The organism is Acidaminococcus sp. AM33-14BH (assembly GCF_003603525.1).
Lineage (GTDB): Bacteria > Bacillota > Negativicutes > Acidaminococcales > Acidaminococcaceae > Acidaminococcus > Acidaminococcus intestini.
In genome coordinates this window covers 49734-66080 of the sequence record NZ_QTNG01000010.1, presented here as the reverse complement: position 1 = coordinate 66080, position 16347 = coordinate 49734, and the positions used below count along the sequence as shown (strand labels likewise).

Genomic DNA, 16347 nt, shown 5'->3' with positions numbered 1-16347 from the left:
CCGTCTCTCCCATCATTTCATTTTCGCAAAGATCATCCGTCCCGCCGATGTCTGCAGCACGCTCGTCACAGTAACGGGCACGGTCTGGTTGACAGAACGTTTGCCATTTTCGACAACGACCATGGTGCCATCATCAAGATAGCCGATGGCTTGGCCTTGTTCCTTACCTTCCTTAGCAAGGAAAATCCTTAGTTCTTCCCCAGGCAGCACAGCCTGTTTGAGGGCATTGGCAAGGTCGTTGACATTCAAGACCGGCACGCCCTGGATCTTGGCCACTTTGCTGAGGTTGAAGTCATTTGTCGCAAGGACACCTTTCATCTGGGCCGCAAGGCGGACCAACTTTGCATCAACTTCCGTCAAGTCATCGAAATCCTTATCGACGATTTCGATGGAAACATTTTTAAGATCCTTGATTTCCTGCACAATATCCAGACCCCTGCGGCCTCTATTGCGTTTCAAGGTATCAGCCGAATCGGCAATCTTCTGCAGCTCCTCCAGGACGAATTTGGGAATGATGATGGTCCCTTCAAGAAATCCCAAACGAATGATTTCAAGGATCCGGCCATCAATAAGCACACTGGTATCAAGAAGTTTATGAGTGCGGGAAACATGGGATGCGGTCTTTTTCGAACTTTCCTTTACGCGCGAAGAAAACCAGATCCGGTTAAAAAAGGAAACGATATCAGTCCGCTTGTTCAGTGCCACTTTAGCCCCTACAATAGCGCCAAGGATGCTGAAGATGAGGGAAATATACGGTCCAATGATGGGCAGACGGGAAAAACTCGTTCCCAGCAGAGCCGCTACAATGAGGCCCAAAATCACGCCAATGGCAAGGACAAAAATATCACTGGTAGGAAGATCAGCAAGGTACATGGCCATCCGTTCGGAAAAACGCATGATGAGGTTCATGAGAAACGGAGCGGCCCATTTTCCCAAGGAGCCAAAGACAACAAGACCCAATAGACCTAGGACAAGACGCAGCGGCGTAACACCGAGGAAGCCGACTTTTAGATACTCATTGCTCACAAACTGGGATAAAAATGGTGATGCAACTTCCATAATGAGCAGACCCGAAATGGCAAAGACAAGAATAATGAGAAACCGGGAAATCTTTTCAAGCATAAAATCACCTCCTTTTGTAAATTTCATCCCCTTATTGTACTATACTCTACTCTGAATGAAAAGATAAAAAATGAAGTCAAAACCGACTGAACAATCAGGGCCATAAAGGAAAAACACCCTTTTCGCACAAAACGAAAGGGTGCTTACAAGAAAGCAGTGTCAAATGAATTTTTCAAGCCAAGCTTCACTTTTTTCTTCGTCAACGGATTCAACAAGCATGACCTCGCTCAACAAGATTTGCTTTGCCGTTGAAAGAAGACGCCGTTCCCCCGTGGAAAGCTTCTTATCCTCTTCCTGGACGGCCAGCGTACGAACCACATCGGCCACTTCAAAGATGCTGCCCGTTTTCATCTTATCGATGTACATATTGTATCTACGGTTCCAAGTAATCCGCTTCATCCTATTTTCAGGACGAGCCTTGAGGACCTCTTCAACCTTGGGCATAACGGACTTATCCACAATAGGACGAATGCCCACCTTTTCAACATTACCGGCAGGAACCATGACTTTCATGTTGCTTAGGAGCATATCAAATACGAAATAATCAATCTGACGGCCATCAATCACCTTTTGTTCAACGTCTCGAATCACGGCCGCACCGTGCATCGGATAGAGCACCTTGTCCCCTACGGTAAACATGTAAGCCACCTCCTCCTGACAAAAATCAACCCATTTGACCGCATGGTCAAATACCCATGATGTTAGTTTAACATAATCTTGGAATAAAGTCAAATTTTGAATTATAGCATTATTAGAAGATGGATGTCAAGGAAGATTTTGTTTAGAGCAAAGATAAAGGCCAGTAGGAAAAATAATGGCGGCTGTCAAGCTGTCTAGTTGAGGCATGGGCCCTGAAAGGCCAGGCAGCATAGCACCTTCGGTGCTGGGAAAAGACTTAAGTGCGGCGATGCCAAAACACGAAGGGAAATGACCGGAAGGCCAGTGTCAAACCGCCCTTTGGGAGAGCGCCGAAGTGATCATTTGATAACACGATTCTGCGGTCTTGCTAGTACAGCAAGCTGTGCTTACAGGCAGCCTTGAACCATCGAAAAATGTTCCTCACTACCGTTCGTATGGAGACGAAGGAAAAAACACCTCTCTTCATCTGCCACCCACTCCCGCAACTAAGCTTGGTGGTTACAATCCTGCAGGGAAAGTCTGTTTGAAACTTCGTCGGTCACGAAAACGGTTCCGTTACTTTTAGCATCTGCCTGATACTCTGTTAGGTGGGATGTAAGGGATAAAAGGGCTCTGTACTCCGCCTTCTTATATTGGAGCACCGACTTTTCCGGCAGAGAAAACTCCGACCGGGCCTATCGTCGCTGTCTGTCTGTGAAAGCTTTCTGCACGAATTTTTCAACATAAAGCTCAGCAAATAATTTGAAGACTCGCTTAACTTTCCTCCACGATTTCTCCCTTTGCCGTTTTAATGCAGTTTACTGTTTGCGAATCTTTCGGCGATGGACGTTTCGCCTTGATAAGCGCAATCCCTCAATCTTGCCTATTGGCAGGCAGCTTTTTTCCCCACCAAAAAAGCCGCAAAGAACTCGTTTTTCATGTCTTTGCAGCTTTTCAGTTTATCTCATTCCAAAGGGTTTACGGCAAGGAAACGCTGGAGCATCTTGTTAAAGGCCCAGGTTTCTTTTCCATCTGTCTGGAACTGGTTCAGGACGGCATCCGTTTCATCGGCGTAATGAACAATAAAGGCCTCTTTCGTCGCACAAAAGACGGGGGAACCTTTTTCGTGATCCCCATGATGGGAAAGGATGATATGAAGAAGCTCGTCAAGACGGATGCGGGAAAGATCCGGGATATTTTCCGCAATGCGGCTGATTAGCATGGCCCCCATGGAAATATGGCCCATGAGCCGGCCTTCCGTCGTATAAGGGAAGCCAAGGCCGGCGGAAATTTCCCGAAGCTTACCGATATCGTGCAGAAGGGCTCCAGCAAGGATGAGGTCAAGGTCCACCCCACCGATGGTCTTGCCCATGCTAAGAGCCAGGCGGGCCACACAAACCGTATGATGCAGCAGACCGCCGACGTACGCATGATGAAGCCGCATTCCTGCCGGATTCCTAAGAAACCGTTCATACCGCTTCCCAGAAAACACCTGCTTGACCAGACGCTGAAGCGGTTCATCCTGGATGCGCCCGATGAGGGTCTGAAATTCCACTTCCAAGGACTCAAGGTCGATGGGTCCTGTAGGCAGCAGCATGGATAAATCGGTTTCCCCATCGGGAGGAACAACTTTCTGCACAATGACCTGCAGGTTTTGACCGCCCATGGGTGATGCATACTTATTGGCATCGACACGGCCGCCAATGATAAATGGCGTCGGTCCCTCCATGGTGCGCAGGCGATTGATAGGGCCTGCTTCAAAGCAAATGAAAGGAAGGGTTCCGCTGTTATCTTCCAAAAGGCCCCGGGCGTATGCCTTGCCATTGGAGCTTGTACCTACCTTCTGCAGACGGACAAGGCAGGGCTGCTCCAGATCATTACCGAGTCTTACATCTTTGATCATGAAAGCACCTTCTTTAGATGCTTTGGAGGACAAGGTCCTCATGGGCACGAATTACTTCAAAATGGCGGCCCGACTCCTGGCACCATGCAGTAAGAACGTCTTCCAGATGCGCGATAACAGGCAGTTCCGTCAGCTGATGGGTACCATCGACAAGGTTAAGTCCCATATTGAGGGCCTTCTGGGCGACATGATATTTTACATCGCCTGTAACGAGCGTATCCGCTCCGGCGGCCATGGCATCATCCATGAAGTCAGCTCCGCTTCCGCCAACGACGGCAACCTTAAAGACCGGCTCCTCACCGCCGGCAAAGGTGACATGGGCGGCGCCCAACTGATCCCGCACGTAAGCTGCAAAATCCTTCAGTTCCATCGGCTCACCAAGGACACCAATACGGGCAAGTCCCTGCTCCGGACAGTCCTTACGGGGAATTTCCGTTACATCGTTAAGCCCCAGCCTGTCTGCAAGGACATCGTTGACGCCGCCACGGGCAGCATCAAGGTTGGTATGGGCGGCATAGACAGCAATGTCATGTTTGATCAGTTCATACATGACTTCCATCTTTGTATCCGTCACAGCAAGGGAGCTCGGCAAATGGAAATAGTAGGGATGATGGGTGATGATAAGGTCCACCTCTTCTTCAATGGCCTGTTCCGCCACTTCTGGCATCAGGTCAAGGGCCACCATGATCTTATGGACCGGGGCTTCCACATGACCCAGGAGCAGGCCCGGATTATCCCATTTTTCCGCATAGGTAAGGGATGCATATTCGTTCATAAAGACGCAGATGTCACTGACAGTCGTTTCCATGTAATATTTCCTCCAATCGTTTTTTCGTCTCTACGGATGTTTGGTAATGCTCACTTTGGCGTGCTTTGGAACTTTTTTCCATACTGGAAAGAAGCCGGTCGTACTTGGCGATGAGACGGCGGACAAACATTCCAAGAAGCGGATGATGGCGCCGCACAAGGTCATCACCAACAAGGTCGGTCAGTCCTTCATAATGAAAGGACGGATCTTTGTGAAGAAGCAGCACTTCATAGATGCGATTCCCTTCCTGGACCAGTTCTTCCCGCAAAATTCCCCAGCCGGATCGTTCACACCAATGACGCAGTTTTTCGCTGTCATTCATAGGCTGCAGAATGAGTGTTGTGAGCGTGGGCGACGCCAGGACTTCCGGTGCCGCGTCAAGGATTTCCACCATCGTGCCGGCTCCCATGCCCGCAATGACAACCGTGTTTGCTTCACCAGGACGGGTAACCGTCAGTCCGCTGCCAAGGCGCACAGAAATTACATCTTCCAGGTGATGGCTGTGAACTGTTTTCCATGCCGCTTCGCAGGGACCTTCCCCAATATCGCCGGCAATAGCTTTTTTCACCCGTCCTTGACTGATGGCCATAACGGGCAGGTAGGCATGATCGGTTCCCACGTCACACAAGGTGCCACAGGAGGGAACAAGAGAGACGAGAAAATCAAGGCGCGGACCGGCGGTTATCATAAAAGCACTCCTTTCAGGTACCGTACCATTATATCATAAAAAGAAAGAAACTCGGCATTTTTAGAGGGCTGAAATTGACACGCCAAAAAATGAAGCAGTGGCTTATCCTTTCTAAGATGTAAAAAGACGCCCCATCGTGTTTCTTTTCTTGAAGGCCCAAGGACTGATGACAGAAAAAGAAGCCGATGAGCTTTTTACCTTTTTACTCTACGGCTCCTTCTATGTAAATAAAATGATGGGGTTTACAAAAGACCACGACTGGTACAGACTGCAGGGACGGATCATATCCTTCATCCTTGCAGGGCTTTCTTCCTAATTTGCAAAAGCTGGCCGCAGCAGGAAGGATAAAAGAGTGCCGTTTCCTATTCCAGCAGGACGCACTAGCTCCAACTCCCCTCAGCAAAAGAAAACACAAAGAAAAGCGCTGTGAAGAAATGAAGGCATTTTTCATGATTCACAGCGCTTTATTCATCTCATAAGGCATCAGGATCGAGCTGAAACAGATAATTTTTTGCGTCATCGAGACTTGTTACATCCGTCCAGCCGAAGATGCGAAGGTGATGGGCAAGGGTAAAAGCCGCTTGAAAACGTTTTGTAACAGCAAGGGCCTTTTCTAGGATGGGGCGGGATTCAGGCCCCGTAAAATAGCCTTTCATCGCTTCCCGAATGAGCTCATCATTTTTGAGCGCCCACTTTTCTCGAAAACAGCTGTGAACAAACAAAAAGAGATCGATCACCCGAGGGTCAGCATCAATGAAACGCTTTTCATTTTCCCAATCAAGGAGGGTTACACTGTCTTTTTCCCGGTCGTAAGCAATGTCCCGCAGGGCCGGGCGACCGTGATGAAGGCCAAACCCATGAAGTTTACCCAGAGCTTCTCCCGCCTTATAGAAAGCTTTTCTGCGCACATCCTGCCAGGGAGCTTCTTTGGCTACGCCTTGAAGGGTCTTGCCCACGGCCTTCATAACAAAGTAATCATCATGAAGAAGGACGATTTCCGGTGCCATCGGACCATATTGATTGACTGTCAGGATTTTATAGACTTCACACCAAAAGGCCGCGTCAACGCTTTGTTTGGCAAAGCGGTTGCGATGGTTGGAAAGACGCCGTTTGATAAAATAAGGCTCGTTTTCGTACAAAAAAGGCATGACACGCCGGTCAGGCTGTTTCTTGATAGCGTCCGTCACCGCTTTTTTAAATGCTAACTGCATAAAAACACGCTTTCTTAGGACAGGCTGCGGATGAGTTTTCTTGTTGGCAGGATCCTTGCTGCAGACATGCTGAGCTCATCCACTCCCATTTCGATGAAGATCGGGATCAGTTCCGGATCGGCCGCGGCTTCTCCGCAGATGCCCACCCAGATACCCGCGTCATGACCAGCTCGGATGGTCTTATGGATAAGCCGCAGTACAGCAGGATGGCTGGCTTTTCCCAATTCTTCAAGCTGGGCGTTCTGACGGTCCACGGCTAAGGTGTACTGGACCAAGTCGTTCGTGCCGATGCTGAAGAAATCCACTTCCTGGGCCAGTTCATCACTGATAACCGCCGAAGCCGGGGTTTCAATCATAATGCCAACTTCAAGATTAGAATCAAAGGGAATTCCTTCTTCATGAAGTTTTACTTCAGCAAGATGAAGGAGCTCTTTTGCCGCCCTTACCTCTTCAACAGAAGTGATCATGGGGAACATGACCGCCACATTTCCGTAGTGGGATGCCCGCAGGATGGCTCGCAGCTGGGTATAGAAGATTTCCGGACGGGCAAGGCAGATACGGATGGCACGGAAGCCTAAAGCAGGGTTTTCCTCTTCCGGCAAGTTGAAATACCCCACCCGTTTATCGGCCCCAATATCAAGGGTGCGAATGATGAGTTTTCGCTGTCCCATTGCCTGGGCTCCCTCTTTGTAAGCCTCAAAGAGATCTTCTTCCGTTGGATAATCGTTTTTCCGGAGATAAAGGAACTCACTGCGGAAAAGGCCGATACCTTCGGCATCATTTTCAAGGACACCTGGCAGGTCCCCTTCCTGTCCGATATTGGCGTAAAGGGCAATGGAGCGGCCTGTCTTGGTTTGTGTCGGGAGGCCTTTTAAGGCATCCATATCTTCTTTGCCCTTTTCCTCGGCTTCCAATTTTTTCTTCATGGATGCAAGGGTTTCCGGTTCGGGGTCAAGGTATACCGTGCCCGTCGCACCGTCAAGGGCCGCAAGCTTACCGTTCCAGTCCTCCCCAATTACCTTTTCCGTATGTACAATGGCAGGAATGCCCATGGTACGGGCCAGGATGGCGGTATGGGAGTTGGCACTGCCGCCGCTCGTCACAAAGCCCATGATGAAATCCTTATTGAGCTGAACCGTTTCACTTGGCGTCAAGTCGTCGGCACAGATGATTACAGGGTGGTCAATCTTGGCTGCCCAATCGAAATCGCGCTTCATGAGGGTGCGCAGGACCTGTCCCATAATATCGTGGACGTCGGCAGCACGGGCTTTCATGTATTCATCGTCCATGGATTCCAGCATGGCAGCAAACTGCTCCCCTGCCCGTTCCACTGCGCCTTCTGCCGTCAAATGGTTATCCGTCATGAGCCCTTCGATCATGTCCACAAGATCAGGGTCCTGGAGCATCATTTGATGGGTTTCAAAGATGCCAGCTTCCTCTTCACCGATTTCCTGTCGAGCTTTCTCGGCAAGTTCGCCCAATTGGGCAATCACTTTTTCCTGGGCCGCATGGAAGCGGCGCAGTTCCGCCTCGGGATTAAGGCTCGTAAGAAGGGTCACACGATCTTCATCGGAAGCGTCTGGTTTGGCCGCAATCGGAGCCACAGCCACACCGCTGGAAGCGGACTTTCCTTTGATGATAATCATAGGCACCTCTTAGAGATTTTCCTTAAGGAAGGATTTCAAGGTGCTGGCGGCTTCCTTTTCGTCTTCCCCTTCAACCGTAACGGTAATCGTCATACCAGCTTTGATGCCAAGGCCCATGACGGTAAAGATGCGTTTAAGGTCGCCGGTCTTTCCATTGCCTTCCACCTTGCAGGTCGACTTGAAGCCAGCGGCGGTCTTGACCAAAAGTCCCGCAGGACGAGCATGGATACCCGCAGGATCCGTAATTGTATAGGTAAACTTTTCCATTGTGATTCCTCCTCAGATTCCATAAGCAAAAACACATATTTCTTTTATTTTATAGTGAATGGGATTGTATTGCAAGTGCTTCCCTCAAGGAAGAGCCGTACCGATAGCACAAGACAGTCCCGTTGGCAAAAAAGAAGCAGCACCATGAAAGATAGGGTTCACGGTGCTGCACAAATTCATTCTGGTTTCTTAGCGGTTCTTTTTGAAGTATTCCAAAGCAACTTCCGGGAAGAGAGCGTAGCTTAAGACGTCTTCCACGCTAGCATTGGGATAGCCTTTTGCGGCAAGGTCAGCGCGCATCTTATCCATTTGCGGTGCGATATCATCGGCCGGACGATGGGTAATGGGCTGTTCACCATTTTTAAGGACCAGTTTTTTCAGCTCTTCGCTGATTGGGCCCGGCGTTCTGCCATATTTGCCGCGGACGATGTCGCGGACTTCTTTCGGAATCATCTTGTAACGGCCGAGAACAACGTTCATGGTAGCCATGGAGCCAACAATCTGGCTGCTGGGCGTAACAAGAGGAGGATACCCCAGGTCAGCACGGACTTTCGGCATTTCCTTCAGCAGGGCATCGTACTTATCGGCAACGCCCATCTCAGCAAGCTGTTTGCGCAGGTTGCTAAGCATGCCGCCGGGAATCTGGAAGCTGAGGACCTGCGGGTTGATGTCGCTGCTGTTTGGCAGGTTGAAGGTCTTGATAAGGTCGGCTTTAACCTTCTTGAAGTGATCAGCAATCGGATAAAGTTTGTTGACATCAATCTTCGGATCCCGTTCCTGACCGGTCAGGGTGTAAACCAGGGATTCCGTGCAGGTATGGCTCGTGCTTTCAGCAAACGGGGACATGGCTGTATCAACCATATCGGCACCGGCTTCAACAGCCTTGAGGATGGTCATGGCACCCATGCCGCTCGTGCAGTGGGAGTGAACATCGATAGGTACATGGATTTCTTTCTTAAGGGCCGTAACGAGGTTGTAGCAGGCGTAAGGAGCAAGCAGGCCGGACATATCTTTGATGCAGATGGAATCAGCCCCCATTTCTTCCAGTTCCTTGGCAAGCTTCACAAAATCGCTGTCCTTGTGATACGGACTGATGGTATAAACAAGCGTACCCTGGGCATGGGCACCGGCTTCCTTGATGGCCTTCATGGAGCATTCCAGGTTCCGTGTATCATTAAAGGCATCAAAAACGCGGACAATATCAATGCCGTTTGCCACGCTTCGTTTAATGAATTCCGTAACGACATCGTCTGCATAGTGGTTATAGCCCAGGAGGTTCTGACCGCGAAGCAGCATCTGCAGTTTGGTATTCTTCACATGGCTGCGGATGGTGCGCAGGCGTTCCCAGGGATCTTCATTCAGGAAGCGAAGGCAGGAGTCAAACGTAGCACCGCCCCATGCTTCGAGTGCGTAGAAGCCGCAATCATCTAGGGCTTCCAAGACGGGAAGCATATCGCTCGTACGCATTCTCGTTGCGCAGATGGACTGATGTCCATCTCTGAGGACAGTTTCCACGATCTTAACAGGATTCGGGTTATTCATGTTTTAAACCTCCCATATTCTTAACATTTCTGTTGTCAAATAAGCTAACTGTTTCCATTATAACATAAGACTTTCTTTTCTGTGTAATAGAAGAATCCTTATTGGAGGTATAAGTAAGAGTTCCCTTATTCTTTACTCGGTGCACAAATCGAGCTGACTTCAAAAAGGACGTACGACAGCATAGTTGGGGCTATTCAAAAAATGAGATCCTAGTATGTATTCTATTCCGATACGCCGTGCCCCCATTGGTATCAGATGAATCTCTTAAAAGCCAATGGGGGCACGTAACTACATCGTTTCGGTGCGATTTTCGCGCCGAGCAAAAAACTAAAGGAGATGGGCCCTCAGTTCCTCCCCGCTTTCAGGGCAGAGATAAGCCGGTGCGATATCAAGGGCCGTACGGCACCCCGTACCGCCTTCACGGGCAATGCGATGGGCAGCCCGCGCATAGGCCACAAGGACGGATCCCGTAAATTCCGGATTCGAATCAAGGGTCAGGGCCAGTTCAAAGATATGCTTGTGTTCGTCGTCTGTGCCTGTTTTCCCGGAACGGATGACAAACCCGCCATGGGCAAGACCACTATGATCTCGCTTCATTTCTTCCTCACTGATGAAGTGGACCGTCGTATCGTAGTCACTGAAGTAGTTCGGCATGGTTACGATAGCCTTTGTCACAGCCTCAGCATCGGCACCTTCTTCAAGGACAGCAAAAAACTTCACGCGTATGTTTTTCCCGCGTCGTAAGTTCCGGGTTCTTGCCGGCACGAACCGCGTCAAGAGCGGTTTTCACGGGAATGGTGTACTGCTTGGCGTCCTTGACACCGGGAATGCGGCGAACCGCGTCACTGTGGCCTTGGCTGACGCCTTTGCCCCAGAAGGTATAGTCCTTCCCTACGGGAAGGACGGCATGGCTATAGACGCGGGCAAGGGAAAATAGGCCCGGATCCCAGCCAACGGAGATGACCCCGACGTGATTTGTTTCCTTACCGGCTGCATCAACGGCCGCAAAATGGTCAGGAATGCAGGCATGTGTATCAAAGCTATCCACCACGTTGAATTTCTTTACATATTGCGGCGTCTGTTTAGGCAGGTCCGTTGCACTGCCGCCGCAGATAATGAGGACATCGACCTTATCTTGGTAAGCGTCGATATCGTTTACGGAGATGACGGGAACACCGGTCGTTTTGATGCTGACCTTTGCCGGGTCACGGCGGCTGAAGACCGCGACAAATTCCATATCCGGACTGTTTCTAAGGGCCAGTTCAACACCACGGCCCAAATTTCCGTAGCCCATGATGGCAACTCTCGTTTTCATATCGTATACCCCTCCATGTAATTCATCTGGTTTAGTGAAGTAGAGTTACACTATAACATAAAATAAAAGGATTTTCATTAATAAATTGAAATTTTAGGGAAGTAAAAAGTGCAAGTTCCCTTTCACCAGAATGCCTGTATCAAAGGTTACATTAGACAGAGGATCCGTGCTCTCAAACTGCCTGCTCCAGCAATCAGACACCTGTTGTGCGGGGAACAAGGAAAAAAGATAAGGTGGTTTGGTGCCATGCATTCGAACTTAAAGCTGCAGGGACAGCGGTAAGGTGATAGCTATCCCCTGCCGTGAAATGTTCCGTTGTACGATGCGCCATGAGCCCATTGCTTCAGATTAATCTTTCTAAAGCAATGGGCTCACGTTCTACATCAAATCAGTCCGATTTTTGGGCTGAGTAAAAAGAATTACACAATACACTGCCTCGTCCCCATCCTTTCCGCCTGCTCGCGCAGCCGGCGGATGCGGTCTTCCGTTGCCGGGTGAGTGGAAAAGAGGCTCTTTGCCTCTTTTGCTGCAAAGGGAGAAATGATGAACATATGGGCTGAACTTTCCTGAGCCCCAGCCATAATGGTACGATGGGCGGCAAGGTCGATTTTTTCCAGGGCATTTGCCAGTTCATCGGGGTCACCGCACAGGGCGCCACCTGCTTCATCAGCCATATATTCCCGGGTCCGGGAAATCGCGAGTTGAATGATCATGGCCATGAGGGGCGTCAGAATGAGGATCAAAAGGGAAGCAATAGGATTTTGGCGATCCCGATCCCTGCCGCCGCCAAACCAGAAGGCAAACCGAGTCAACGCCGAAATAGTGCCTGCCATGACGGCGGCAATAGTGCCAACGAGGATATCCCGATGAAGAATATGGCTCATTTCATGCCCCAAGACGCCGGCAATTTCCGGAGCTGTGAGCGCGTCCATAAGGCCCGTCGTCACGCAGACCGCGGCATGCTGGGGATTGCGGCCCGTGGCAAAGGCATTGGGCACACGGCTGTTCATAACGTAGACCTTGGGCATGGGAAGGTTGGCCCGCGCCGCGAGTTTTTCTACAATGTCATATAATTCCGGCGCCTCATTTCTCGTTACAGGGACACAGCCATATTGATGGATGACCATGGTGTCACTGTACCAATACATGAAGAAATTCATAGCAAGGGAAACAAGCAGCATGAGGCTCATTCCGGATGAGCCCCCGAGATAGTCCCCTAAAAAAACTAAAAGGGCCGTCATAAGCCCCATGAGGGCAGTCGTTCTCAGCATTAGATGACCTCCTTACTGTAGCAGGGACGCGGCAGGGACCAAAGTAATGCCCGATTGTATAACAGCCTTGTAAGACCGTTTCCAGGCTTCTGCCGTATTGGGCCTAGCATGACAGATGACAATGACACTGCCATAACGGTCTGCCAGCTTGACAGCCTGCGCAATCTTTTCCTCAATGGCACCGATATCACTGCTGTTATCGAGAAAGAGCGAGTTATGTCCGGTTGGGATGCCAAGATTTCCCGCTTCCCTTTCTGCCACCGTGGCGGAATTGGTCCTGCTGTCAATAAAGAAAAGGCCATTTTCCCCAATGACAGAAAGAGCTGCGCGAATGGTTGGGCCATGGGCGGTTGCCTTGGAACCCTGATGGTTATTGACGCCGGAAATGCCGGGCAGGCTGTCGATGGCTTCCTGCACAAAGGACGCTATCTGAGCCTTTGTCTGCCCTACCCCCACGAAGCGGGTTTCGGAGCTGCCGCCTGAAACGGGTTCCATGGGCAGATGAAGCATAGCCGTGTGGCCGCTGTTTCGGATGATGGAAAGGGCTGCCGCGCTATTGGGTTTAAAGGGAATGACCGCAAAGGTCATCTTAAGGGGCAGGCTCGTCAGTGTCCGTACCGGTCCCAACTGGTAACCGCAGTCGTCAATGACGATGGCAAGGCACCCCTTATAGGCGCCTGGAGCAAGTCCCAAAGAATTTTCATCCGCCTTAGCCGGTTCCTTTTTCGCAGCCGGCGGAACCGTCTTTTTCTCTTCTACAGGGTGATCCCGAATGGGTCCCTGCTTCTCTTCTTTTTCAATTTTTTCAATCTTTTCTTTTTCGATTTCTTTGCGTTCTTTCTTGCGAACCTTCTCAATCTCTTCCTTAACGGTTTGGGGAAGGACTTCCTTCACGGTCTCGCGGACGGTTTCAGGCAGCGCTTCTTCAACCACATCGGGCCAAGTCAGATCGGGATTATTTTTTTTATGCGCCGCAAGAAACATCCCAAGACCAATAATGACAAAAAGGATCACAAATATCAAGCATCCGCCGTGCTTATTCCTGCGGCGGCGTGGCGAGCGGGCAGCCGCTTGCCGTTTAGGTTTACGAGGCATTGCATTCTCCCTTATGCCCGAGGATGGCTTTTATCATAGATGGCCTTGAGACGATGATTGGTGAGGTGAGTATAAATCTGCGTCGTAGAGATATCGGAATGACCCAACAGTTCCTGCACCGTTCTAAGGTCCGCTCCATTATCGAGCATATGAGTAGCAAAGGAGTGGCGCAGGATATGAGGCGTCAAGGATTTGGCAATATGGACCTTGAGCCCATAATTTTTAATGAGCTGCCAAAAGCGCTGCCGCGTCATGCCCGTTCCCCGAATGGTCAGGAAAAGATCGTCACAGGGACGGTTTTCCTTGACAAAATGGGGACGGACCCGGCTGAGATACTCCTTTAGATACTCAATGGCATAATGTCCCAGTGGAATGAGACGTTCCTTTGCGCCCTTACCATAAGCAATTACATAATGGGACGCAAGATTAACGCTCCCTACCTTGAGGGCAAGCAGTTCCGAAACACGCATGCCCGTTGCATACATCACTTCAAGCATGGTCCGGTCCCGGTACCCTTCCGGTGTATCTAGGTCGGGCGCTTCAAACAATCGATTCACTTCATCCACGCTCAAGACCTTTGGCAGGACCATCCCCCTTGTTTCCGATTCAACAACTTCGCAGGGATCGACCTCAATGGTTCCTTCGGCCGTCATAAAACGGAAAAAGGCCTTCAAAGCAGCCAGTTTCCGGGCAGAACTTGTTACTGCATAATTTTGGGCCTTAAGGACGCTCATATACGTAAGAATATCATCACGGCTGATTTCCTTAATGGGCTTTTTGACCCAGACTGCAAAAAGACGCAGATCACGGCCATAGGACTCACGCGTGTTGCGCGCAAGTCCCATTTCCACCGTTAGATAATCCATAAAAAGAGCAATCTCATCTTCTATTTTATTCCTTAGGGACACTCTGATCATTTCCTTTTTTAAGTACTAAGATCGATTCTGCCTCCACAGGGGCGATCGTCGAAATCGCATGTTTATAGATCAATTCCTGTCTTCCATCGCAGTCAATAATGACCGTAAAGTTATCAAATCCCCAAACCTTTCCGCGAACCTGAAATCCATTGAGCAAATAAATGACAATGGTCTTCTTTTCGGCGCGCACTTTGTTCAGGAAGCTATCCTGGAGATTGAGTGTCTTAGCGTTTGATGTTCCCATGAATGAATCCCTCTCTCATTTTTCTATAAATTGTCTTTCTCGAAGCACTTCCAGCATCTTATCCGCAATGGCTGGATAGTGAGGCGATGCGTCAAGCATCAGCCAATGGATGTAAGGCATTTTCTTGTACCAGGTAATCTGCCGTTTGGCAAAATTACGGGTTGCCTGCTTGATCTTGGCGACAGCTGTTTTTTTGTCCCATTCCCCTCGAAAATACTGGACACATTGACGGTAGCCGATGCTCTTCATGGATTGGGAATCCAAAGGGATCCCTTGATCATAGAAAAAGCGAGCCTCATCAAAAAGACCCTCTTCCACCATCAAATCAACACGGCGATTGATTCGATCGTACAGGAGGGCACGCTCCATCGTAAGACCAAAGACCACCGCGTCAAAAGGACTTTTGCTGTCCTTTTCTTGGGATACAGGGTCTCCATCTTCCCATGCTTCGATGGCTCTAATTATACGCCGTCTATCATTAATCTTCAATCGATTCGCCGTTTCTTCATCAAGTTTTTCCAATTTTTGATGGAGGGCCTCATTGCCATAGCGATCGGCATATTCTGCAAGGGCCTGACGTCGCTTGGTTTGTTCTTCGCTGGTTGAAAAATGGTAGTTTTCAAGAAGGGCCTTAAGATAAAGTCCTGTCCCCCCTACAATGATGGGCATATGCCCCCGCCCATGGATTTCCTGGATGAGGGACGCCGCTTCCCTTTTAAAATCAAAGGCCGAATATTTTTCTTCCGGGTCGCGCACATCAATCAGATGATGCACGGCAAGGGCCCGTTCTTGGGGCGTTGGTTTGGCCGTAGCAATGTCCATACCACGGAAAACAAGCATGGAATCACCGGAGATGATTTCCCCTTTGAGCTTTTGGGCAAGGAGAATTCCACAGGCTGTCTTTCCTGTCGCTGTTGGTCCGAGGATGACAACGACTTTTTCTTTTGCGGTCATGGTATCCTCCTTATGATTCCGTATTTGATGCGGCTGTAGCGGCCGCCTTGGATTTCCTGGGCGCCCAATTCGGTCAAGAACTGTCGGCTTCGTTCCTTGACGACGACAAGAGGGGCCGCCTTGAGTGCCTTTTCAATGACGCTCCGCGTCAGCGGGCGATGATCGGCAGCCGGACGCATGGGGACCATGTTAGAGGAGCCTTCGACAGGATGCTCAAACATAGGGTCAAAATAGACGGCATCAAAGGAGTCAGGCGGAAGGCTTTCCAAATAGGCCGCCGTATCCCCCAAAACAGGTTCAATGCGCCGAAGGGCCTTCAATAGGTCCTCATCGCCCTCGTCATAAGAGCGCAGGCCAAGCCGAGTCATTTGATAAAGAATGGGAGACGCCTCAACCCCCACGACTGTTCCTTCGGATCCCACAGCATAAGAAATAACCGCTGCGTCCGAGGCAAGGCCCAAGGTCCCGTCAAGGACCCGGCTGTCAGGCCGAAGGGCCAGGGCTTCCACCAGATGGTCCGTTTTTCCTTCTTTAAGGGCCCGCACGCGGAGCGTTGCCATACTGGGATGGTAATAAAGGATCCCCTCTTCGGTTTCTACTTGGGGCCCTTTCCGCGTTGCGACAAGAAGGCCGACAAGGTTCCTCTCTTTGCGAAGCGTTTCCAAGGAAACTCCACGGGGCCGCTTCAGATAAGGAATAGCAAGCGTTTCCGCCCAGGATTTCGCCATTTTGATAAGCTCCGTACC

General features: G+C 50.1%; 16 protein-coding genes and 1 pseudogene. 1 reads left to right on the top strand and 16 read right to left on the bottom strand.

The window, feature by feature from the left end; all coding sequences use genetic code 11:
• Positions 1 to 12: 12 nt before the first annotated feature.
• The 5 genes from DW817_RS08025 to DW817_RS08005 form a co-directional block, all read right to left on the bottom strand.
• Positions 13 to 1122: a PIN/TRAM domain-containing protein gene (locus tag DW817_RS08025; RefSeq protein ID WP_021737122.1), complete on the bottom strand. Its 1110-nt coding sequence runs from the start codon at positions 1120 to 1122 to the stop codon at positions 13 to 15.
• 159 nt (positions 1123 to 1281) lie between these two features.
• On the bottom strand, positions 1282 to 1761 hold the full coding sequence (locus DW817_RS08020; RefSeq protein ID WP_014128377.1) for a CarD family transcriptional regulator: 480 nt from the start codon (positions 1759 to 1761) through the stop codon (positions 1282 to 1284).
• A 943-nt stretch (positions 1762 to 2704) separates the two neighbouring features.
• Positions 2705 to 3643 carry a 3'-5' exoribonuclease YhaM family protein gene (locus DW817_RS08015; protein WP_014128374.1) on the bottom strand — a complete coding sequence of 313 codons (939 nt, stop codon included), beginning with the start codon at positions 3641 to 3643 and terminating at the stop codon, positions 2705 to 2707.
• A gap of 13 nt (positions 3644 to 3656) precedes the next feature.
• On the bottom strand, positions 3657 to 4451 hold the full coding sequence (locus tag DW817_RS08010; RefSeq protein ID WP_009015645.1) for a Nif3-like dinuclear metal center hexameric protein: 795 nt from the start codon (positions 4449 to 4451) through the stop codon (positions 3657 to 3659).
• Entirely contained in the window at positions 4432 to 5139 is a 708-nt protein-coding gene (locus DW817_RS08005) for a class I SAM-dependent methyltransferase (protein ID WP_009015646.1), read from the bottom strand. Before DW817_RS08005 ends, DW817_RS08010 begins: the two co-directional genes overlap by 20 nt.
• A 136-nt stretch (positions 5140 to 5275) precedes the next feature.
• Between DW817_RS08005 and DW817_RS08000 the strand changes: the two genes are divergently transcribed.
• Positions 5276 to 5455 carry a hypothetical protein gene (locus DW817_RS08000; protein ID WP_021737091.1) on the top strand — a complete coding sequence of 60 codons (180 nt, stop codon included), beginning with the start codon at positions 5276 to 5278 and terminating at the stop codon, positions 5453 to 5455.
• Between the two features lie 157 nt (positions 5456 to 5612).
• Here DW817_RS08000 and DW817_RS07995 read toward each other — a convergent pair whose 3' ends face one another.
• The 11 genes and pseudogenes from DW817_RS07995 to DW817_RS07945 form a co-directional block, all read right to left on the bottom strand.
• Positions 5613 to 6350, bottom strand: coding sequence for a hypothetical protein (locus tag DW817_RS07995; RefSeq protein ID WP_009015647.1), 738 nt, complete (start codon positions 6348 to 6350; stop codon positions 5613 to 5615).
• Between the two features lie 14 nt (positions 6351 to 6364).
• Complete coding sequence (gene ptsP, locus DW817_RS07990; protein WP_021737104.1) at positions 6365 to 7996, bottom strand: phosphoenolpyruvate--protein phosphotransferase; 1632 nt, start codon at positions 7994 to 7996, stop codon at positions 6365 to 6367.
• A gap of 9 nt (positions 7997 to 8005) precedes the next feature.
• A complete protein-coding gene (locus tag DW817_RS07985) occupies positions 8006 to 8263 on the bottom strand; it encodes an HPr family phosphocarrier protein (RefSeq protein ID WP_009015649.1) in 258 nt (85 codons plus the stop codon).
• A gap of 189 nt (positions 8264 to 8452) precedes the next feature.
• Positions 8453 to 9805 carry a pyruvate carboxylase subunit B gene (locus DW817_RS07980; protein WP_009015650.1) on the bottom strand — a complete coding sequence of 451 codons (1353 nt, stop codon included), beginning with the start codon at positions 9803 to 9805 and terminating at the stop codon, positions 8453 to 8455.
• 327 nt (positions 9806 to 10132) lie between these two features.
• A pseudogene (locus tag DW817_RS11095) lies at positions 10133 to 11120 on the bottom strand (diaminopimelate dehydrogenase).
• A 419-nt stretch (positions 11121 to 11539) separates the two neighbouring features.
• Positions 11540 to 12391, bottom strand: a complete 852-nt coding sequence (locus DW817_RS07970) for a zinc metalloprotease HtpX (RefSeq protein ID WP_021737088.1) — start codon at positions 12389 to 12391, stop codon at positions 11540 to 11542.
• A gap of 12 nt (positions 12392 to 12403) precedes the next feature.
• Positions 12404 to 13486 (bottom strand): divergent polysaccharide deacetylase family protein, encoded by a 1083-nt coding sequence (locus DW817_RS07965; protein ID WP_243634104.1) that lies wholly within the window; start codon positions 13484 to 13486, stop codon positions 12404 to 12406.
• Between the two features lie 11 nt (positions 13487 to 13497).
• Complete coding sequence (xerD, locus tag DW817_RS07960; RefSeq protein ID WP_009015654.1) at positions 13498 to 14394, bottom strand: site-specific tyrosine recombinase XerD; 897 nt, start codon at positions 14392 to 14394, stop codon at positions 13498 to 13500.
• Positions 14378 to 14647 carry an RNA chaperone Hfq gene (gene hfq, locus DW817_RS07955; RefSeq protein ID WP_016459579.1) on the bottom strand — a complete coding sequence of 90 codons (270 nt, stop codon included), beginning with the start codon at positions 14645 to 14647 and terminating at the stop codon, positions 14378 to 14380. Before hfq ends, xerD begins: the two co-directional genes overlap by 17 nt.
• A gap of 15 nt (positions 14648 to 14662) precedes the next feature.
• Complete coding sequence (miaA, locus tag DW817_RS07950) at positions 14663 to 15601, bottom strand: tRNA (adenosine(37)-N6)-dimethylallyltransferase MiaA (RefSeq protein ID WP_021737125.1); 939 nt, start codon at positions 15599 to 15601, stop codon at positions 14663 to 14665.
• Complete coding sequence (locus DW817_RS07945; protein ID WP_243634103.1) at positions 15598 to 16329, bottom strand: class I SAM-dependent methyltransferase; 732 nt, start codon at positions 16327 to 16329, stop codon at positions 15598 to 15600. The genes miaA and DW817_RS07945 overlap by 4 nt, the downstream gene beginning before the upstream one ends.
• Positions 16330 to 16347: the final 18 nt, after the last annotated feature.